Raw genomic sequence first — 21,207 nt, forward strand, 5'->3', positions numbered from 1 at the left:
GCTATTGCGAAGACACCCTTTTTATGTATAAAACACGGTGAAATGGTTGGGTAAATGCTTTGGGAAAGTTTGTGATATTGCTTTACGTCCGCCAAGCTTCAATGGTAAACTTTTATTGTTACAGCTCTTTCTGGGCTGTATGAACATAAATTTGACATTATCGTCGTCAATAAGGAGCCCAGGAATAAAGTATGGCTAAAGTGAAAACTAAATTTTCCTGTACGGAATGTGGTTATGAATCGCCCAAATGGTACGGAAAATGTCCTGGATGCCAGGCGTGGAATTCCATGGTCGAAGAAACGGAAAGCGTTGTAAAAACTCAAGGAATGGGGTCTTCCCTTCTTACTCATAGCACAAAAGACAAGCCACTGCCTATTATAGAGGTGGAGAGTGGCAAAGAAACACGAATTTTGACGGGAATTGGCGAATTGAATCGAGTACTCGGTGGAGGTGTGGTGCCGGGTTCACTCGTTTTGGTGGGCGGTGATCCGGGAATCGGTAAATCTACGCTTATGCTGCAAACATCTAATGAGCTAGCTTTAACTGGTTTAAAGGTGCTGTACGTGTCTGGTGAGGAATCTGTCCGTCAAACGAAACTACGTGCAGATCGGCTCGGTGCCTTGTCCCCCAGCCTATACGTATTATGTGAGACGAATTTGGAGACGATTGAAGAAGCGGTGGACAGCTTGAAGCCGGAATTTTTGGTCATCGACTCGATACAGACCGTATATTTGCCTGAGGTGACGAGTGCACCAGGTAGTGTGGCTCAGGTGCGGGAGTGTACTTCACGCTTTATGCGAATTGCCAAGGGGCTAGGTATTGCTACGGTATTGGTAGGACATGTGACCAAGGAAGGGGCCATTGCAGGTCCACGTTTGTTGGAACATATGGTTGATTGTGTGCTTTATTTTGAAGGAGAGCGTCATCATACGTATCGGCTTTTGCGTGCAGTTAAAAACCGTTTCGGTTCTACAAATGAAATTGGTATTTTTGAAATGGCTGAAAGCGGTTTGCGTGAGGTGTCAAATCCTTCTGAACTATTCCTGTCTGAACGACCACTGGGGGTAGCGGGTTCTACTGTTGTAGCCAGTATGGAAGGAACCCGACCTGTATTGGTTGAACTGCAAGCATTGATTGCAGCTACGCATTTTCCATCTCCGCGCCGAATGGGCACAGGAGTCGATCATCATCGAATGGGATTAATCATAGCCGTGCTAGAAAAGCGGATGGGCATGTTTTTGCAAAACCAGGACGCCTATCTCAACGTAGCTGGAGGCGTGAAGTTGGATGAACCGGCGGTGGATTTGGCTATAGCTGTGAGCATTGCTTCCAGCTTTAGGGATGCTCCTACCAAGCCGTACGACGTGATTTTTGGCGAGGTGGGACTGACAGGTGAGGTGCGTGCGGTATCCCGAGCAGAACAGCGAGTACGGGAAGCGGAGAAACTAGGTTTCAAACGGGTGATCATGCCGGAGAAAAGCTTGAAGGGCTGGACACATCCGAAAGGGATTCAAATTATAGGAGTAGGAACGGTGGCAGATGCACTGGCAGCCGCATTAGATTAGGGGGCATTGAGAATGAAAGAAGCGAGCCAACTGGATAAAATGAACGATTTGCTGCGGCTTGTGGCACCGGGAACTCCCTTTCGCGACGGGTTGGAAAACGTTTTGCGTGCCAAAACGGGTGCTCTTCTGGTCGTTGGCTATAGCCCAGAAGTTATGGAAGTCGTGGATGGCGGTTTCTCCATTAATTGTGATTTTTCGCCGAACTATTTGTATGAGTTGGCTAAAATGGACGGCGCAATCATATTGAGCGAGGATTTAAAACGAATTTTATATGCCAATACGCAACTGATTCCGGACTCCTCCATTTCTTCAATTGAAACAGGAATTCGGCACCGGACAGCAGAACGAGTTGCAAAGCAGACTGGCAAACTAGTGGTGTCTATTTCCCAGCGGCGTAATATTATTACCTTGTATCAGGGGACATTACGGTATGCCCTCAAGGAAATCGGGGTTATTTTGACGAAAGCCAATCAGGCTATTCAGACGTTAGAGAAATATAGATCCGTGTTGGGGCAAGCCTCTACGAATTTGACAGCGTCTGAATTTGAAGAGCTGGTTACCATGCCGGAGGTCGTTAATGTCATCCAGCGGATCGAAATGGTACTGCGCATCAAAATGGAGATCAAACGATTTATTAACGAGCTCGGAAATGAGGGCCGTCTGATTAGTATGCAGATGGAAGAGCTTGTCAGCAACATTGAGGAAGAAGCATGGTTGCTGTATAAGGATTATGCCAAAGACGATAGCGACGAGAAAATTCGTGAAATTATATTGGGACTCAAACGTTCTACGGACGACGAATTGTTGGATGTGAATCATATTGTACGTTTACTAGGCTACCCTTCTTCAGCTGCGACATCAGAAGAGTATATTGCTGCACGCGGCTATCGGGTACTGAACAAGATACCGCGTTTGCCGAATGTGATTATTCATAATCTGGTGGAGCGGTTTGGACGTTTTCCGCATGTCATGACAGCAACGATAGAAGAACTGGATGAAGTGGATGGTATTGGAGAGGTTCGTGCGCGTACGATTAAAGAAGGTCTTAAACGTTTGCAGGAACAAGTTTTCATTGACAGGCAAATGTAAATGTAATACAGTGAAAGGATTATAATGGAACAATTCATACATTGAGGTGAAGAGATGATTACCAAATCAATTCCGAACATGTGTACCTTAGGTAACTTGTTTCTCGGAATGATCGCCATTTTATTGGCTGTAGACGGAAAATACAGTCTTGCCGCTATTATGGTTATTGTCGCCATGTTGTTGGACGGACTGGATGGAAGGATGGCCCGGGTCCTGAATGCCCAAAGCGAATTCGGTAAAGAACTGGACTCCTTATCAGATATGATATCTTTTGGTGTTGCTCCCGCAGTTATTATGTACATGGTTGCTTTTCATGATGCGAATTCGGCTCTCGCTTGGACGGTTACTGCCATTTTCCCGATGTGCGGAGCGTTGCGTTTGGCTCGATTTAACGTACGTCCTGGTGTACCAGGTTATTTTACGGGTTTGCCAATTCCGGCAGCAGGTGGGGTATTAGCGACTTTGTCCTTATTCCATAACGATATTTCATTGTTATACATGTCGATTGCCATGTTGCTGGTTTCTTATTTGATGGTCAGCTCCATGAGATATCCTAATTTTAAAAAGGTCGGCCTCCCCAAAAAAGCGATCTGGGTTGCTCCATGGGTCGTAATTGCAGCGGTGGTGTTGGCTGTTAAATTCCCTGACCAGCTGTCGAAGCTGATTTTTGTACCGCTGGTGCTGTATGCATTGTATGGCATGAAGCTGAACATTCGTAAGCTGTCACGCAGACGTGGACGTGGTCGGGAGCGTTCCAGTCAGGAAGAACAGGACGATCAATATCGTCATTCACAGCGTTAGTATCAAGCAAGAATAAGAATAAGCATTTATTTCCTTGAAGCATTTCAGGGAGATAAATGCTTTTTTTTTATGCATAAAAAGTGAAAACACAGGGTTAGTTATGATGAAAATGGATCATACTGGTAAGAGAAATGCTATGTATCCAATAAATAGCAGACTATATGAAAAGAAAATAAAGGAGGTATAGAGACTCAATGTGGAGAAAGGCTATTTTAACTTTTACAGGATTGTGCGGAGCATGGTTTGGCTATACGTTATACCAGCGGGTAGGAGGCATTGTAACGTGGATGCCGCAATGGTTGAGTGATGGGTCTTTACCAGGAATGATTGTTTGGATGATGGCGGGAGCAGTGCTATTTATGGCTGGGTGTTCATTCGTAGGGGCATCCGTGGCGAATCGGTTGCAGCAGGGCATTGAAGGCTTGGTACGAATTCCGATGAACGAGATGATGGCAGGTGTGATTGGTTTAGCGGTGGGATTGATACTTTCCTTAGCAGTTTACCCGCTTTTTTCATGGTTGGGGGCCCCGGGTCAACTTATCCAGACGGCTGTTACCGTGATATGCGGATATGTCGGATTGATGGTTGGGCTAGAAAAGCGGGACGAGCTGTCATCCTTTTGGAGTTCTGGTTTTTTTGGTCGGGGAACGGGTGTAGAAGAACGCAAGCTGGAGGAACATAAAATATTGGACACCAGCGTCATTATAGATGGGCGTATTGCGGATATTTGCAAAACAGGTTTTATTGAAGGAACAATTGTAATTCCTGAATTTGTGCTGGAGGAGCTTCAGCATATTGCAGATTCATCAGATTTACTTAAGCGTAATCGTGGACGGCGAGGTCTGGATATTTTGAATAAAATCCAAAAAGAACTGGATGTAAATGTGCTCATTTACGAAGGTGATTTTGAGGAGATTTCAGAGGTCGACAGTAAGTTGGTTAAGCTGGCAAAGGTGTTACAGGGTAAAGTTGTAACTAATGATTTTAACCTGAATAAAGTATGCGAACTTCAAGGTGTATCAGTGCTGAATATTAACGATTTGGCGAATGCAGTGAAGCCTGTCGTATTGCCCGGTGAGGAAATTATGGTGCAGATTATTAAAGACGGCAAGGAGCATGGGCAGGGTGTAGCCTATCTGGATGATGGCACGATGATTGTTGTAGAAGGCGGACGTGACTATATTGGCTCTCTGATGGAGGTGCTGGTCACGAGTGTACTTCAGACCTCAGCCGGCCGTATGATCTTTGCCAAACCAAAATTATTGGAAAAAGCTCAATAAACGCGGTATGATGAAGTAGATGTGTTATCATACGGATCGTCCAAGTGCGATCAGGGCAGGAGTTATTTGAATGAACAATCGGGTAGGAGTTGTCATTGTGGCAGCAGGGCGCGGCTCCCGTATGGGGACGCAGGAGAGCAAGCAATTTCTGCTTTTGCGGGACAAGCCCATCTTCATACATACACTTGAAATATTCGCAGCTATGCCCGAAGTGGATGAAATGGTGATGGTGACTGGGACAGGAGATGTGGAACGCTGCCGAGATTGGATTCATCAATACAAAATCGGTAAAAATGTACGGGTGGTGGCTGGTGGCAGTGAACGCCAGCATTCGGTTTATCGCGGTCTGCGCCACTTACAAGCGGGTTGGGTGATGGTGCATGATGGTGTGCGTCCACTAATTCAACCTGAGCTTGTACGTTCATGCCTTGAGGCAGCCCAGCGTACTGGTGCTTCTGTAGCAGCAGTACCTGTAAAGGATACAGTCAAGCAAGTGAACGGGGATGGTATCATTACAGCAACGCCGGATCGCCGAAGTCTGTGGAGTATTCAAACGCCACAGACTTTTCGTCTTTCCGATCTGCTGCGAGCCTATGAGGAAGCGGAGCAGTCGGGATTCTTGGGAACAGATGATTCTATGCTGATAGAGCGGCTAGGAATTCCGGTTACTGTCGTTCAAGGCAGCTACAAGAACATCAAAATTACTACGCCTGAGGATTTGGATATGGCGGCGTTATGGGTAAAAACAGAGGGAGAGGATATCAAGTGATCAGAGTGGGACAAGGATTTGACGTCCACCAGCTGGTGGAAGGAAGGCCATGCATCATCGGAGGTATAAACATTCCGTATGAAAAAGGTTTGTTGGGCCATTCCGATGCAGACGTGCTGCTACATGCCATTAGCGATGCCATCTTGGGCGCGCTTGGCTTGGGAGACATCGGGAAGCATTTTCCGGATAACGACCCAGAATTTAAGGATGCTGACAGTCTTAAGCTACTGGAGCATGTGTGGGGACTAGCTAAAGAGCGAGGATATCGCTTGGGGAATATTGATTCTACGATTATCGCACAAAAGCCCAAAATGGCATCGTATATTCCGCAGATGAATGAAGTCATCGCTCGGGCGCTGGAAGCAGAGGAGCTATCCCAGGTGAACGTCAAGGCGACCACGACAGAGCAACTCGGGTTTCCCGGACGGGGTGAAGGAATCGCGGCTCAATCGGTTGTCTGTCTTATCAAGTAAATGCTATCATCTTGAGTAATTCAATTTGGAGGAGATTATATGAGCACGGAAGTTCGTGTACGTTATGCACCAAGCCCTACAGGGCATCTGCACATTGGAAATGCCAGAACGGCATTATTTAATTATTTGTTTGCCCGCAATCAAGGTGGGAAATTTATTATTCGTATCGAAGACACAGATGTGAAGCGCAATATTGAGGGCGGAGAAGAAAGCCAACTTAAATATTTGAAATGGTTGGGTATGGACTGGGATGAGAGCGTAGACGTGGGAGGCGAGTTTGGACCTTATCGTCAGACTGAACGCTTGGACATATATAAAACGTACTGGCAGGATTTGCTGGACCGTGGTTTGGCTTACCGTTGTTACTGCACTGAAGAAGAGCTGGAGCGCGAGCGTGAAGAGCAGACGGCACGTGGGGAGACACCACGCTATTCTGGGAAACATCGTGATCTAACAGAAGAACAGTGCCAAGCATTTGAAGCAGAGGGCCGTGTACCAAGTATTCGTTTTCGCGTACCGGAAGATCGTGAATATACGTTTGACGATATCGTAAAAGGTCAAATTACATTCAATTCCAAGGAAAGCGGCGATTTTGTTATCGTCAAAAAGGATGGTATTCCGACATATAACTTCGCTGTAGCAGTTGACGATTATTTGATGAAAATATCGCATGTACTACGGGGTGAAGACCATGTTTCCAATACACCGCGGCAGTTGATGATCTTTGAAGCTCTTGGCTGGGAGCCGCCACGCTTCGGTCATATGACGCTGATTGTAGGCGAGGATCACAAAAAGCTCAGTAAGCGTAACGAATCCATTATTCAGTTCATGGAGCAGTATGACAAGTTGGGCTATTTGCCAGAAGCTATATTCAACTTCATTGCACTGCTGGGCTGGTCCCCGGAAGGTGAAGAAGAGATCTATGATCGGGAACAACTGATTTCGATTTTCGATCCTAATCGTTTGTCCAAAAGTCCGGCTGTGTTTGATACAAATAAGCTTGCTTACCTGAACAATCACTATATTAAAAAGGCTGATCCTGAGCGAATTGCCAGCATGGCGATTCCACATCTCCAGGCAGCGGGGCTGTTGCCGACTGAACTGTCTGCGGAACAACTGGATTGGGCTAAGGCCCTGGTTCGCTTATACCAGGAACAGATGACTTCTGCATCCGATATTGTAGCGTTGTCTGAGTTGTTTTTCCGTTCACATCTGGAACTGGATGCTGAAGCAGCAGCTGTATTGGCCGAAGAGCAGGTTCCGGAGGTACTTAGAGCTTTTGCAGGTAAAGTTGAAACGAGCGAGGAATTTACAGCTCCACAAATGGCTAAGCTGATCAAGGAAGTTCAAAAGGAAACCGGTTTTAAGGGAAAACAACTATTCATGCCGATTCGTGTGGCTCTTACAGGCCAAACTCATGGACGGGATCTGAATGAAACTATCTTTTTGCTCGGACGTGACAAGGTACTGGATCGTCTTAAGGCACAAATTAAAGGCTGATGTTTCTTGTCAATTTGTTGTCTTTTCGCTATAATGACTCCATTGATACGGATTGATATTTACGTGTAAAGGCTGCGAACAGGAGAAGTACACTGCATAAGGGCATCTGCCAGAGAGGACGGTCGAGGGGAAACCCCAGGCTGAGAGCCGTCCAGATGACCTGCGGAGGAAATGCGCCTGGGAGCCGTGCGCCCGAACTCTCATTAGCGTCAAATGCTGATGTGACAAGGGCGTGCCGAGTCGTTCCCGTTACAGGACGCTAAAGACGAACTGCTTTGCTTTTTATGCAGCAGATATGTTCGAAGCAGAGTGGGACCACGTTCATGCGTCTCTGCAGCTTAGGCTGCGGAGGCGCTTTTTCTTTTTTATCAGACTCAGACTCATTATAGATAGAAAAATGTCGAAGAGTGCTGGTGGATGCGAAAATTGGCGGAACGTGAAGTGTTGTGATGATGCGGCAAGGATATGAAGGGAATAGGAGGGCGACATGTTCAGACATTTCAAATCCGACATTCAGACTGTTTTGGATAATGATCCGGCCGCCCGGAGTAAGCTTGAGGTCATTTTTACGTATTCCGGCGTTCATGCCCTTTGGGCACACCGAATCGCACATTGGTTTTATTTGCGAAACTGGTGTACTCTAGCCCGTGTTATATCCCAGGTATCGAGGTTTATGACAGGCATTGAAATTCATCCTGGCGCTCGTATCGGAGATCGGCTGTTCATTGACCATGGCATGGGAGTTGTCATCGGTGAAACCTGTGAGATTGGCGACGATGTCGTATTGTATCAGGGGGTCACACTCGGCGGGACTGGGAAAGAGAAAGGGAAGCGCCATCCGACCATTGGGAATAATGTTGTTATCGGCTCTGGTGCGAAGATATTGGGCTCTTTTACGATTGGGGCACAGTCCAACATTGGCTCCAACTCGGTTGTGCTCAAAGAAGTCCCACCAAACAGTACGGTGGTGGGCATCCCGGGGCGAGTTGTCAGACAGGATGGTAGGCGGCCAGACCGACTTAGTCATCAATTGCCTGATCCGGTTGTGGACTCTATGAGAGAACTTCAACGGGAAATTGAACGTTTGCGTGCAGAAATATCTGATTTGAAGGATGGGCCATCCGCTCAGAAACATCAGGTGACCCAAGAGAATAAATTAGAAAAATGATTTTCATGAGGGAGGAACATAACAATGCCGCTTCAAATTTATAATACAATGACGAGGAGTCGGGAGCCTTTTGTGCCACTGGAGCCTGGAAAGGTTAAAATGTATGTATGCGGACCTACCGTGTATGATTACATTCATATTGGCAATGCACGACCTGTAATTGTATTTGACGTGGTGCGGAGCTACCTGGAGTACTTGGGCTATGATGTAAACTATGTGGTGAATTTTACGGATGTCGATGATAAACTAATCCGCAAAGCTCGGGAACTTGATATGGATGTTTCGGCAGTTGCTGAGAAATTTATTGCTGCCTACCATGAGGATCTGGCAGGATTGAATGTTCCTGCTCCCAGCATGAACCCTCGTGTAACAGAGAGTATGGACCTGATTATTGATTTTATTAAGGAATTGGTAGACAAAGGCTATGCTTATGAAAATGATGGCGATGTATTCTATCGGACCAAAAAGTTCAAAGATTACGGACAACTATCAGGTCAAAATCTGGAAGAGCTTCAGTTCGGAATTCGCATCAATGTGGATGAACGCAAGGAAAATGCCGAGGATTTTGTACTCTGGAAGGCAGCGAAGCCGGGTGAAATTCATTGGTCGAGCCCTTGGGGAGATGGACGACCAGGCTGGCATATCGAATGCTCTGCTATGGCTCGCCATTATTTGGGGGATACACTGGATATTCATGGGGGCGGACAGGATCTGCAATTTCCGCATCATGAATGTGAATGCGCACAATCTGAAGTGATTACGGGTAAGCCTTTATCTCGCTACTGGATGCATAACGGATATATTCGCATAGATAATGAAAAAATGTCGAAATCACTCGGTAATGGTATTTTGGTTAAAGATTTGCGCGCTCACCACAAGCCGGAGGCTTTACGTTATTTTATGTTGTCGACACATTACCGGAATCCGTTGAACTATAACCAAGAGACTATGAGTCAGGCGGAGAACAGTGTCGAGCGGATCGCCAATGCAGTTGCCAATGTGAAGCATCGTTTAGCTAATGCGCTGGAAGGTAATGGGGGAGTATCGACGGAACTGCAAACGAAGCTCGACGGAATTTTGCAGCAGTTTGGCGAAAAAATGAATGATGATTTCAATACACCTGATGCGATTACTGCTGTATTTGATTGGGTTAGCGAAGCAAACCATTTGTTGCAGCGAGATGTCGTACATCAGGCGGAACTACAAGCTGTATTGCATACCTTTCATTCGATGAATAGCGTACTTCGCATTTATTCGGAACCGAGTGAAGAGTTGCTGGATGACGAAATCGAGCAGTTAATTGCAGAACGTGTCGAAGCTCGTAAGACCAAAAACTGGGGTAGAGCTGACGAAATTCGCGATCTGTTGGCTGCAAAAGGCATTGTGCTTGAAGATACGGCGCAGGGTATGCGGTGGCGGCGAAAATGAGTGATAAGCCAATGAACTCAGAAGCATCGGAGGGTACGGGGAACTGGTTCCCGTACCCTGCATCCAAGCCAGCCCGTTTGATGCCCCCCATTGCACTAGCTTACATTGGTGATGCAGTGTACGAGGTAGCTGTCCGGCAATATTTGTTGGCTCAGCCTAATCTGCGTCCAAACCATCTGCATCGGCGAGCCACAGGGCTAGTCTCCGCCAAGGCGCAGAGTCGCATGTTGGGGCTATTGGAAAAGGTACTGACGGAAGAAGAACGCGATATTGTCCGACAAGGAAGAAATGCTAAATCAGGAAGTTTGCCCAAAAATGCTGATGTGCTTGAGTATCGGCATGCCACTGCACTGGAAGGGTTGGTTGGATCTCTTTATTGTGATGGACATTTGGACAGATTAAGAGAGTTGATTACGTTCGGAATTGCACAAATGGAAAATACAGAAAAATCATAAATGGGAACGGACTGGATGGAACAAGCATCGTCCGTTTCCCGGGAGGAAGCTAGAGATGGAAGAAGAATGGATTGCCGGTAAGCATTCGGTAACGGAGGCATTGCGTTCAGGCAGAACGATAAATAAAATATGGATTGCGGATAATGCACAAAAACATTTGACGCTGCCGATTACAGCTGAGGCGAAAAAAGCAGGAATCATTGTTTTGCAGGTGGACAAGCGTAAGTTGGATCAAATGGTTCCGGGCATTCAGCATCAGGGAGTGGTCGCGCAAGCTGCGCCTTTTGCCTATGTTGAAGTGGAAGAATTGCTCGCCACTGCTCGTGATAAGGGAGAAGAGCCGTTTTTAATTTTGCTGGATGAGATTGAAGACCCTCATAATTTGGGCTCCATCCTTCGTACAGCGGACTGTACTGGAGCGCATGGTGTTATTGTGCCGAAAAGGCGTTCTGCAGCTGTAACTGTAACGGTGTCCAAAACATCGGCAGGTGCTGTGGAGTACGTCCCGGTGGCGCGTGTAAACAATCTGGGACAAACCATTGACCGTCTTAAAGAAGAGGGTGTATGGGTAGTTGGTACGGATGTTACAGCGAAAGACCCTGTCTTTGGGAATGGAGTATTCACGGGACCGGTAGCCATTGTCATTGGTAACGAAAATAAAGGGATGGGCCGTTTGATCCGTGAGAAATGCGATGTACTCGTCAAGCTGCCAATGGCGGGGCAAATTAATTCCCTTAATGCTTCTGTAGCTGCAGGTGTTGTCATGTACGAAGTATTGCGCGGACGACAGGCACGGGGCTAATGATATGGCTGACATGCGGGATGTTCTGCTTGTGGACGGTTACAATATGATTGGAGCCTGGCCCGAACTTTCCGCACTGGTACAATCTGGTATGCAGGAAGCGAGGGACAGACTTCTTGAACGGCTGGCGGATCATCAGGCGTATTCCGGCAGAAGAGTCATCGTCGTATTTGATGCTTACAGGGTGCCAGGATTGGGTAAAACTTTTGCCCAGAGCAAAGTCCAGATTTATTTTACCAGAGAAAAAGAAACTGCTGATGAGTGCATCGAGCGATTAGTTCGGGAGCTGAGCAGTAAAAGAAGAAGTATTTACGTAGCCACAAGCGATCAGGTAGAACAACATGTCACATTTGGACAAGGTGCACTCAGGGTGTCGGCGCGGGAATTACTGATCGAGATTGAGGAATCCGAAAGGGAAGTGCAGAAGCGAATCCAGCAGGATAGTGCCAAATTGTCCCGTAACTCGCTAGATGCCAAACTGAGTCCGGAGCTTCGAAAGTTGTTTGAACGATGGAGAAGAGAATAAACCAATAATTGGACCCTCCTCCATTTTGAAACCATTGACAATTTTGTTAGCGCTCTTCTTTTTTAGGTTGTTGTGGTTGACGGTATCAGGTTACATCGCGTATACTTGTCGTATATTTGAGAGAGTAACGGGTACCTTGCGTTGCAGCCGGAGGGATTGTTAGTGAGTGTGGACCTCAAGGATATCATGTTGTCAAAGTTTGATTACAAAAATGATGAAGACATTGTCGGAGCAGTCCATGAAGGTGATGGGGAAGCGCTGGAGTTTCTGATCAACAAATACCGGAACTTTGTGCGGGCCAAGGCCAGATCCTACTTCCTGATTGGTGCTGATCGCGAGGATATTATTCAGGAGGGCATGATTGGTCTCTACAAATCCATTCGTGATTTTAAGGGAGACAAGCTTGCTTCGTTCAAGGCTTTCGCCGAGTTGTGCATTACACGACAGATTATTACGGCAATTAAGACGGCTACACGACAAAAGCACATTCCTCTGAACTCTTACGTATCTCTGGACAAGCCCATCTATGATGAAGAGTCAGACCGGACGTTGCTCGATGTGATTTGCGGAACACAAGTAAGTGACCCTGAAGAGCTGATAATCAATCAGGAAGAGTTTGTGGGCCTTGAGGACAAGATGTCCGAGATTCTGAGCGAGCTGGAACGCAAGGTACTTATGTTGTATCTAGACGGACGTTCGTATCAGGAGATTGCAGAGGATCTTGACCGCCATGTGAAATCCATTGATAACGCGCTGCAACGGGTCAAGCGTAAACTTGAAAAGTATCTGGAAGTAAGAGATAGTTGAAAGTAGAGGCTGACAGGGAAAAGGCTCGAGTCCGAGTCTTTTTTTATTCGTTATAGGTAGATTATGCAGGTTTATAAGTGTTACAAATGATTTATACTAAAAAAGATGAATAATAGATATCGCCTTGATTTTTGAAGCAGCTTTTCAGAGAACAGTTTTAAAGGATGCACAGATGTTAAAATGCACCACAGCCGGGACTGCGAATTGTATGCAAACATTCGTTGACATGGAAAACCCCGTGTGATAAAGTGTTTTAGGTAGGCCTAAATTCGCGGTTTTTTTTAGGATCAATTATGAGACTTCCGGTGTTGGATGTCTTCGGGAGGTGCACATCATGCGGGTAATTATTACTTTGGCTTGTACAACATGCAAACAAAGAAATTACACAACGACGAAAAACAAGCGTAATCACCCCGACCGCATGGAGATGAAGAAATTCTGTAAGTCCTGTAACGAACAGACTTCTCATCGGGAAACCAGATAGTTTTTGGAGGTGTAGTCGGCGTGAAACGCAGTTTCAAGTCTCTGTTTTCCTTTTTCTCTGAAAGCTGGGCTGAACTCAAGAAGGTTCGCTGGCCCAATCGTAAAGAACTGACCAACTATACGCTGATTGTCATAGGGACAATTGCGTTCGTCACGATTTATTTTTGGGTTCTCGATATCGGCATTTCCGCTGTGATCGAAGCGATTATCTAGGAAGGGTTCCAGGTGGCTTGATATGGAAAAAAGATGGTACGTCGTTCATACCTATTCAGGGTATGAGAACAAAGTCAAAGCCAATTTGGAAAAACGCGTTGAGTCCATGGGCATGGAAGACAAGATATTCCGTGTTCTTGTTCCTATGGAAGAAGAACTGGTAACCAAGGACGGTAAGAAAAAAACCGTTATGCGTAAAGTCTACCCTGGTTATGTCTTAGTCGAAATGGTCCAAACCGACGACTCTTGGTATGTTGTACGCAACACACCAGGTGTTACGGGATTTGTAGGGTCGACAGGCTCGGGTTCCAAACCGACGCCATTGCTTCCAGAAGAAGTTGAACAGATTCTGAAGCATATGGGCATGGTAGAGCCGAAACCGAAGATTGAATTCGATGTTAAGGAATCCGTGCGAATTAAAGTTGGTCCTTTTGCGAATTTTGTGGGCTCCGTGGAAGAAATTTTGGTTGAGAAGAGCAAGCTTAAGGTTCACGTCAACATGTTTGGACGGGAAACCCCGCTTGAGTTGGATTATACTCAAGTGGAGAAAATATAGATTTTTCTTACAGGTTTCTTGTGGGAGGATCGATAGGTCCGTCTACCACTATTGAGTCAAGGAGGTGTCATCCATGGCAAAAAAGGTAATTAAAATGGTAAAACTGCAGATTCCTGCAGGGAAAGCTAATCCAGCGCCTCCAGTAGGTCCAGCTTTGGGTCAAGCAGGTGTCAACATCATGGCATTCTGTAAAGAGTTCAATGCTCGTACTGCTGATCAAGCAGGCCTGATTATTCCGGTTGAAATTTCGGTATTTGAGGATCGTTCTTTTACGTTCATCACCAAAACTCCACCGGCTGCTGTTCTGTTGAAAGTTGCTGCTAAAATCGAAAAAGGTTCCGGTGAACCGAATAAAACGAAAGTTGCAACTGTAAATCGCGCTGCTGTTCGTCAAATTGCAGAGCAAAAAATGCCTGACCTTAACGCAGCTTCCGTAGAATCGGCAATGCGTATGGTTGAAGGTACTGCTCGCAGCATGGGTATCACCATCGTAGATTAATTTTATTAATCTACGTGTGCCGGCAGTTTGACTGTCCGGCAAGTGTGGGAGGAATATCCGCTAATACCACATAAGGAGGAAAACATTATGGCTAAACATGGTAAGAAGTACCTGGAAGCTGCTAAGCTGATTGACAGCGAAGCAACTTACGAGCCTTTAGAAGCCGTTGAACTGGTGAAAAAGGCTGCGACTGCTAAATTCGACGAAACCGTTGAAGCAGCAGTTCGTCTGGGCGTAGATTCCCGTAAACAAGACCAGGCTGTTCGTGGTGTTGTTGTTCTGCCGCATGGTACGGGTAAAACACAACGCGTTCTGGTATTTGCAAAAGGTGACAAAGTGAAAGAAGCGGAAGCGGCTGGCGCTGATTTTGTTGGTGATCAAGATATGATCAACAAAATCCAACAAGGCTGGTTCGAATTCGACGTCTGCGTTGCGACACCTGATATGATGAGTGAGGTTGGTAAACTGGGTCGTTTGCTCGGTGGTAAAGGTTTGATGCCTAACCCTAAAGCAGGCACAGTTACTTTCGACGTTGCCAAGGCTGTTCAAGAAATTAAAGCCGGTAAAATCGAATACCGTCTCGACAAAGCCGGTCAAATTCATGCGCCAATCGGCAAAGCTTCCTTCAGTGCTGAACAGCTGAACGAGAACCTTAAAGCCTTGGTTGAAGCCTTGAACCGTGCGAAGCCAGCGGCTGCTAAGGGTGTATACCTGAAAAACATCGCTATTTCTTCGACTATGGGACCAAGTGCACGTGTGAACGCATCTGTTTACAGATAATATTTTGATTGACACACTCAATCAAATTTGTTATTCTATAAAAGTTGTGAGTCCTTGTGACTGACCATTAAAGTTGAATATGCTTACCGTAGACAGTAGGTGCCTTCGGGCTTAATTTCCTACCGAGGTGTTATGATAGAACGTTTCATGTGACGGGCTTGTCCCGTCCATGTAGATTTATCAAGCCTTCGTACTCTACGGAGGCTTTTTTCATGCTTATGAAAGCAAGCTTTGTAAGATCACCAGATCGGGTGCTTCGAACAAAGCGGATAAATTGATCAGGAGGTGTACAGTTTGGCAAATGCAAAGGTGATTCAAGCAAAACAAGAAGCTGTTGAAGTTGTAGCTGCAAAATTGCGCGAGAGCGTAACAACTGTGGTTGCAGACTATCGCGGTCTGAATGTTGCCCAAGTAACTGAGCTGCGTAAGCAGCTTCGCGAAGCCGGAATCGAATTTCAAGTGCTGAAAAACACACTGCTCCGCCGTGCAACTGCGGCAGCAGAATTGACTGAACTGGACGCAGTATTGACAGGTCCTACTGCAATCGCGTTCGGCAAAGATGATGCAGTGTCTGCAGCTAAAATCTTGAACGATTTCGCTAAGAAGAACAATGCACTGGAACTGAAAGGTGCAGTTGTAGAAGGTCGCGTTATCGGTGTTGAGGAAATCAAAGCACTGGCAGAACTGCCATCCCGCGAAGGTCTCCTTTCCATGCTCCTCAGCGTGCTTCAAGCTCCTGTGCGCAACTTCGCGCTTGCAGTTAAAGCTGTTGCAGAAAAAGAAGAGCAAAGCGCATAAGTTAGGGATTAAACCTGCTGTATAGCAGTTGAAAACAAAAAAATACGAATTTAAATGGAGGTTCAACCATGAGTAAAGAGCAAATCTTGGAAGCAATTAAAGGTATGTCCGTATTGGAACTGAACGATCTCGTGAAAGCAATCGAAGAAGAATTCGGCGTAACTGCAGCAGCTCCAGTAGCTGTAGCAGGTGGCGCAGCAGGTGGCGCAGCAGAAGCTGAGCAATCCGAGTTCGACGTAATCTTGACAAGCGCTGGCGCTTCCAAAATCAACGTTATCAAAGCAGTTCGCGAAATCACAGGTCTTGGCCTGAAAGAAGCAAAAGAACTGGTTGACAACGCTCCAAAACCACTGAAAGAAAAAATCGCTAAAGAAGAAGCTGAATCCATTAAAGCAAAATTGGAAGAAGCAGGCGCTTCTGTAGAAGTAAAATAATTGACTGCTTTCTAGCAGACAATGAACTAAAACAAACCCCTTGAGGTGATCTTCAAGGGGTTTGTTGCTGTAAAACGGTAGTACCAGCATGTCTGAAAGGTTATTGTAAAGGCTATGATGGTAGTACAACCGAAAGAGGTGGGCATGAATGGCTGATCATTATTACTCCAAGCGGCCAGAGACGGCGCATGAACGACGGAGCCTGGAAACAGTGCTTCGGGGGCGGTCATACCGTTTTGCCAGCGATTCAGGCGTTTTTTCAAAGCAGGGAATTGATTACGGGAGTCGTGTGCTGATTGAAGCGATGCAGCTTCCTGCACAAGCCACGGTATTGGATGTAGGATGCGGTTACGGGCCGATTGGTCTGGCGGCAGCCGCGCTTGTCCCAGAGGGACACGTCACAATGGTTGATATTAATGAGCGAGCGGTTCAACTAGCGATAGAGAATGCGGAACGTAATGGGGTTAAGAATGTCACCATTAAGCAAAGCGATTTGTTTGCGGAAGTGAAGAATGAACGTTTTGACGTGATCTTGACGAATCCTCCTATACGTGCAGGGAAAGAAACAGTGCATACCATTTTTGAGCTTGCTTATGAGCATTTAAACGAGGGTGGAGTTTTGTGGGTAGTCATTCAGAAAAAGCAGGGGGCCCCTTCGGCGAGTGCTAAGATAGAGAGCCTTTTCGGTCATGTAGAGGAAGTTACAAAGGATAAAGGTTATCGAATTTTGAAGGCTGAAAAAAGTTTTTGAGAAAATGCAATAGGACCATTGACTTGAATCCTGGTCTGTGATATTATTATAAAATGTCAGTATTAGGATGCCCTCCATGGCTTTAGTTTGTTGAAATGTCAATAGATTTATGCGTAGTAGGTATAGTATTTATCTCTATTACGTATAATACAACCATTTTGGGCAAATCTACAAGTGATGAAGATCTTCCGGTAAGAGGATTCTGCAGATACGTTGCTCTTTTTTCGAATGCATTCGAGTAAGGGCTTTTCTGTATTTGTAAGATTGAATCTTCTGTATGTGTCTTATTATAAGGTCACAAACAGAGGTTCGCAATGTATTTTTAAAGTGAGTAGACATGAGGGGTGAGTTTAAGTTGGCAGGACATCTTGTTCAATATGGTCGACGCACTCGGCGCAGTTATGCACGTATTAATGAGGTACTCGAGGTTCCGAACCTGATTGAGATCCAACAAAAATCCTATGATTGGTTTTTGGAGGAAGGATTACGGGAAATGTTTCGGGATATTTCGCCAATTCAGGATTTCACTGGAAACCTGATTCTGGAGTTTATCGACTATTCTCTCGGAGAACCCAAATATACCGTTGACGACGCAAAGGAACGCGACGTTACGTATGCAGCACCGCTTCGGGTAAAAGTCCGGCTTATTAATAAAGAAACCGGGGAAGTGAAAGAGCAGGAAGTATTCATGGGAGACTTCCCGCTGATGACTGAAACGGGTACGTTTATTATTAACGGTGCGGAACGGGTTATTGTCAGCCAGTTGGTTCGCTCTCCCAGCGTCTATTTCAGCACAAAAGTCGACAAGAATGCGAAAACAACATACACCGCAACGGTAATTCCTAACCGGGGGGCTTGGCTCGAACTGGAGATGGATGCGAAGGATATTATCTATGTCCGGATTGACCGTACCCGTAAAATTCCGGTTACGGTGTTGCTGCGTGCGCTGGGCTTTGGCACTGATGCTGAGATTCTGGATTTGCTCGGCAATGACGAATATATCCGCAACACACTTGATAAAGACAACACGGATTCCACCGAGAAAGCGCTGATTGAAATTTATGAGCGTCTCCGTCCGGGTGAGCCGCCTACACTGGATAACGCAAAGAGCTTGCTGGTTGCGCGCTTCTTTGATCCAAAACGTTATGATCTGGCCAACGTAGGCCGTTACAAAATCAATAAAAAGCTTCACATCAAAAATCGTCTGTTCAATCAACGACTTGCTGAGACTTTGATTGATACAACGACTGGTGAAATCATCGCTGAAGCCGGGCAAATGGTAGATCGCCGCCTGTTGGACGAGATTTTGGCCCAACTGGAGGAATCAGTAGGACATCGTACGTATCATGTTGCGAGTGGTGTGCTAGAAAGCAATGATATTCCACTTCAAACGATCGATGTATTCTCACCAATTGAGGATGGTAAAGTAGTAAAACTGATTGCTAACGGAAATATTGATAAATCGGTTAAGAATATTACGCCTGCCGATATTATTTCCTCCATCAGTTATTTTATTAACTTGCTTCACGGAATCGGAAGTACGGACGATATTGACCATTTGGGTAACCGTCGTTTACGTTCTGTAGGTGAGTTGCTCCAAAACCAGTTCCGTATCGGTTTGTCCCGTATGGAACGCGTAGTGCGTGAAAGAATGTCGATTCAGGATGCTAATGTAATTACGCCACAAGCGCTGATTAACATACGTCCGGTAATTGCTTCGATTAAAGAGTTCTTTGGTAGCTCGCAGCTGTCTCAGTTCATGGATCAGACGAATCCGCTTGCTGAATTAACGCACAAACGTCGTCTGTCTGCACTCGGACCCGGCGGTTTGACGCGCGAACGCGCGGGTATGGAAGTACGTGACGTCCATCCGAGTCACTACGGCCGCATGTGTCCTATCGAGACACCGGAGGGACCAAACATTGGTTTGATCAACTCTTTGTCCACTTTTGCACGCATCAACGAGTACGGATTTATCGAAGCACCTTATCGTTGGGTAGATCCAAAAACCGGAAAAGTTACAGAGCAGATTGATTACCTGACTGCTGATGAAGAAGATAACTACATCGTAGCTCAGGCGAATGCGGAATTGACGGAGGAAAACACCTTTAAGGATGAGGTCGTCATTGTCCGTTATAATAAACAGTCTGATAACATTATTCCGATGGCTAGTAGCCGTGTCGATTACATGGACGTATCGCCTAAACAGGTCGTATCGGTCGCGACTGCATTGATTCCGTTTCTGGAGAATGATGACTCTAACCGCGCATTGATGGGTTCCAACATGCAGCGTCAGGCTGTCCCACTTCTGATTCCGAAGTCTCCATTGGTCGGAACAGGAATGGAGCACAAGTCTGCGAAAGATTCTGGTGTTTGCGTTGTATCCAAATACAACGGAGTTATCGAACGTTCTTCGGCTAACGAAATTTGGTTGCGTCGTATCGAAACTGTAGATGGCGCTGAAGTGAAGGGCGACATTGTTAAGTATAAATTACACAAATTTATGCGATCTAACCAAGGAACTTGCATCAACCAACGTCCGATTGTGAACAGAGGAGATATTGTCAAAGTTGGCGATATTCTTGCGGATGGTCCATCTACAGAGATGGGTGAGTTGGCGTTGGGACGTAACGTTGTCGTTGCCTTCATGACTTGGGAAGGTTACAACTACGAGGATGCGATCCTGCTGAGTGAGAAACTGGTTAAGGAAGATGTATACACCTCGATCCATATTGAGGAATACGAATCCGAGGCTCGTGACACGAAGCTTGGACCTGAAGAAATCACTCGCGACATTCCAAATGTCGGTGAAGAAGCGCTTCGCAACTTGGATGAGCGTGGAATCATTCGTATTGGTGCCGAAATCGGCGCAGGTGACATTCTCGTTGGTAAAGTTACACCTAAAGGTGTGACTGAATTGACAGCTGAAGAACGTCTCTTACACGCAATCTTTGGTGAGAAGGCACGCGAGGTTCGCGATACTTCTTTGAGAGTTCCTCACGGAACAGACGGGATTGTTGTAGATGTAAAGGTGTTTACACGTGAAAATGGTGATGAATTGCCACCAGGTGTAAATCAGTTGGTTCGTGTATATATTGCTCAAAAACGTAAAATCTCCGAAGGCGATAAAATGGCTGGACGTCACGGTAACAAGGGTGTCGTTGCCCGTATTTTGCCTGAAGAAGATATGCCGTTCCTGCCGGATGGCACACCAGTACAGGTCGTTCTGAACCCGCTGGGCGTACCTTCACGGATGAACATCGGACAGGTGCTTGAAGTCCATTTGGGTATGGCTGCAATGCGTCTTGGTATTCATGTGGCAACTCCAGTATTCGATGGTGCCAAGGAGTATGACGTATTCGATACAATGGAAGAGGCAGGCATGCAACGTAATGGTAAGACTGTGTTGTATGACGGACGTACGGGTGATCGTTTTGAACGTGAAGTTACTGTCGGTGTCATGCACATGATCAAACTGGCGCACATGGTCGATGATAAAATCCATGCTCGTTCTACAGGTCCTTACTCTCTCGTTACGCAACAACCATTGGGTGGTAAAGCTCAATTCGGTGGACAGCGCTTCGGGGAGATGGAAGTATGGGCATTGGAAGCCTACGGCGCAGCGTACACGCTTCAGGAAATTTTGACTGTGAAATCCGATGATGTGGTTGGACGTGTTAAAACTTACGAATCCATTGTCAAAGGTGAAAATGTACCTGAACCGGGTGTTCCAGAATCATTTAAGGTCTTGATCAAAGAGCTGCAAAGCTTGGGTATGGACGTGAAGATTCTGTCTGAAGACGAACAAGAGATCGAAATGAGAGAGCTTGATGATGAGGATGACACAACCGGCGATAAGCTGAGTTTGAATCTGGAAGGCTCTGAGGTTGGCGTAGAGTAGTTTGACTGCTGACTGACTCATATCAGCTTTGTTATATACCTTGATCCATTCTAGAATGGATCAGGTTTCTTGATACCGCCCGGTGTTGCTGGGCGGTATCAAACCTAAAAACTCAGGATTTGGTTAAGG

Annotated in this window: 22 protein-coding genes and 1 other annotated feature; all 22 genes read left to right on the forward strand. The window is 46.1% G+C overall.

Going from position 1 to position 21,207, the window contains the following annotated elements; translation table 11 throughout:
- Positions 1-191: 191 nt before the first annotated feature.
- The 22 genes from radA to rpoB all read left to right on the forward strand — a co-directional run bounded on the left by radA (position 192) and on the right by rpoB (position 21,078).
- Positions 192-1,565, forward strand: coding sequence for a DNA repair protein RadA (gene radA, locus MKX59_RS03655; RefSeq protein ID WP_013312184.1), 1,374 nt, complete (start codon positions 192-194; stop codon positions 1,563-1,565).
- A 12-nt stretch (positions 1,566-1,577) separates the two neighbouring features.
- Positions 1,578-2,654, forward strand: a complete 1,077-nt coding sequence (disA, locus tag MKX59_RS03660; RefSeq protein ID WP_013373290.1) for a DNA integrity scanning diadenylate cyclase DisA — start codon at positions 1,578-1,580, stop codon at positions 2,652-2,654.
- A gap of 54 nt (positions 2,655-2,708) precedes the next feature.
- Positions 2,709-3,455, forward strand: a complete 747-nt coding sequence (gene pssA, locus MKX59_RS03665; RefSeq protein ID WP_023990570.1) for a CDP-diacylglycerol--serine O-phosphatidyltransferase — start codon at positions 2,709-2,711, stop codon at positions 3,453-3,455.
- Between the two features lie 194 nt (positions 3,456-3,649).
- Positions 3,650-4,735, forward strand: coding sequence for a PIN/TRAM domain-containing protein (locus MKX59_RS03670; protein ID WP_340857637.1), 1,086 nt, complete (start codon positions 3,650-3,652; stop codon positions 4,733-4,735).
- Between the two features lie 70 nt (positions 4,736-4,805).
- On the forward strand, positions 4,806-5,504 hold the full coding sequence (gene ispD, locus MKX59_RS03675; RefSeq protein WP_023990568.1) for a 2-C-methyl-D-erythritol 4-phosphate cytidylyltransferase: 699 nt from the start codon (positions 4,806-4,808) through the stop codon (positions 5,502-5,504).
- Complete coding sequence (gene ispF, locus MKX59_RS03680) at positions 5,501-5,977, forward strand: 2-C-methyl-D-erythritol 2,4-cyclodiphosphate synthase (protein WP_023990567.1); 477 nt, start codon at positions 5,501-5,503, stop codon at positions 5,975-5,977. Before ispD ends, ispF begins: the two co-directional genes overlap by 4 nt.
- A gap of 39 nt (positions 5,978-6,016) precedes the next feature.
- Positions 6,017-7,477 (forward strand): glutamate--tRNA ligase, encoded by a 1,461-nt coding sequence (gene gltX / locus MKX59_RS03685; RefSeq protein WP_013312178.1) that lies wholly within the window; start codon positions 6,017-6,019, stop codon positions 7,475-7,477.
- Between the two features lie 487 nt (positions 7,478-7,964).
- Positions 7,965-8,645, forward strand: a complete 681-nt coding sequence (gene cysE / locus MKX59_RS03690; protein ID WP_013312176.1) for a serine O-acetyltransferase — start codon at positions 7,965-7,967, stop codon at positions 8,643-8,645.
- 24 nt (positions 8,646-8,669) lie between these two features.
- The gene (gene cysS, locus MKX59_RS03695) at positions 8,670-10,073 is read left to right on the forward strand and encodes a cysteine--tRNA ligase (protein ID WP_340857639.1); all 1,404 of its coding nucleotides are present in this window, start codon (positions 8,670-8,672) and stop codon (positions 10,071-10,073) included.
- Positions 10,070-10,528, forward strand: a complete 459-nt coding sequence (locus MKX59_RS03700) for a Mini-ribonuclease 3 (protein ID WP_028542623.1) — start codon at positions 10,070-10,072, stop codon at positions 10,526-10,528. Before cysS ends, MKX59_RS03700 begins: the two co-directional genes overlap by 4 nt.
- A gap of 55 nt (positions 10,529-10,583) precedes the next feature.
- Positions 10,584-11,330: a 23S rRNA (guanosine(2251)-2'-O)-methyltransferase RlmB gene (rlmB, locus tag MKX59_RS03705; RefSeq protein WP_023990564.1), complete on the forward strand. Its 747-nt coding sequence runs from the start codon at positions 10,584-10,586 to the stop codon at positions 11,328-11,330.
- A 4-nt stretch (positions 11,331-11,334) separates the two neighbouring features.
- On the forward strand, positions 11,335-11,856 hold the full coding sequence (locus tag MKX59_RS03710) for an NYN domain-containing protein (RefSeq protein WP_340857641.1): 522 nt from the start codon (positions 11,335-11,337) through the stop codon (positions 11,854-11,856).
- A gap of 162 nt (positions 11,857-12,018) precedes the next feature.
- The gene (sigH, locus tag MKX59_RS03715; protein ID WP_016324748.1) at positions 12,019-12,663 is read left to right on the forward strand and encodes an RNA polymerase sporulation sigma factor SigH; all 645 of its coding nucleotides are present in this window, start codon (positions 12,019-12,021) and stop codon (positions 12,661-12,663) included.
- A gap of 334 nt (positions 12,664-12,997) precedes the next feature.
- On the forward strand, positions 12,998-13,147 hold the full coding sequence (gene rpmG / locus MKX59_RS03720; RefSeq protein ID WP_023990562.1) for a 50S ribosomal protein L33: 150 nt from the start codon (positions 12,998-13,000) through the stop codon (positions 13,145-13,147).
- Positions 13,148-13,167: 20 nt separating this feature from the next.
- Positions 13,168-13,359, forward strand: a complete 192-nt coding sequence (gene secE, locus MKX59_RS03725) for a preprotein translocase subunit SecE (RefSeq protein ID WP_013312170.1) — start codon at positions 13,168-13,170, stop codon at positions 13,357-13,359.
- A 22-nt stretch (positions 13,360-13,381) separates the two neighbouring features.
- On the forward strand, positions 13,382-13,915 hold the full coding sequence (gene nusG, locus MKX59_RS03730) for a transcription termination/antitermination protein NusG (RefSeq protein WP_007432596.1): 534 nt from the start codon (positions 13,382-13,384) through the stop codon (positions 13,913-13,915).
- A gap of 73 nt (positions 13,916-13,988) precedes the next feature.
- Positions 13,989-14,414, forward strand: coding sequence for a 50S ribosomal protein L11 (gene rplK / locus MKX59_RS03735; protein WP_007432595.1), 426 nt, complete (start codon positions 13,989-13,991; stop codon positions 14,412-14,414).
- 87 nt (positions 14,415-14,501) lie between these two features.
- Positions 14,502-15,194, forward strand: a complete 693-nt coding sequence (gene rplA / locus MKX59_RS03740; protein WP_013312169.1) for a 50S ribosomal protein L1 — start codon at positions 14,502-14,504, stop codon at positions 15,192-15,194.
- Between the two features lie 68 nt (positions 15,195-15,262).
- Positions 15,263-15,414, forward strand: a sequence feature (ribosomal protein L10 leader region).
- A gap of 74 nt (positions 15,415-15,488) precedes the next feature.
- Positions 15,489-15,992 carry a 50S ribosomal protein L10 gene (gene rplJ / locus MKX59_RS03745; protein ID WP_013312168.1) on the forward strand — a complete coding sequence of 168 codons (504 nt, stop codon included), beginning with the start codon at positions 15,489-15,491 and terminating at the stop codon, positions 15,990-15,992.
- 68 nt (positions 15,993-16,060) lie between these two features.
- The gene (rplL, locus tag MKX59_RS03750; RefSeq protein WP_010348819.1) at positions 16,061-16,426 is read left to right on the forward strand and encodes a 50S ribosomal protein L7/L12; all 366 of its coding nucleotides are present in this window, start codon (positions 16,061-16,063) and stop codon (positions 16,424-16,426) included.
- A 148-nt stretch (positions 16,427-16,574) separates the two neighbouring features.
- Positions 16,575-17,177, forward strand: a complete 603-nt coding sequence (locus MKX59_RS03755; RefSeq protein ID WP_076265417.1) for a class I SAM-dependent methyltransferase — start codon at positions 16,575-16,577, stop codon at positions 17,175-17,177.
- A gap of 355 nt (positions 17,178-17,532) precedes the next feature.
- Positions 17,533-21,078, forward strand: coding sequence for a DNA-directed RNA polymerase subunit beta (gene rpoB / locus MKX59_RS03760; RefSeq protein WP_028542620.1), 3,546 nt, complete (start codon positions 17,533-17,535; stop codon positions 21,076-21,078).
- Positions 21,079-21,207: the final 129 nt, after the last annotated feature.

The sequence above is a fragment of the Paenibacillus sp. FSL R7-0340 genome, from assembly GCF_038002205.1.
Lineage (GTDB): Bacteria > Bacillota > Bacilli > Paenibacillales > Paenibacillaceae > Paenibacillus > Paenibacillus polymyxa_B.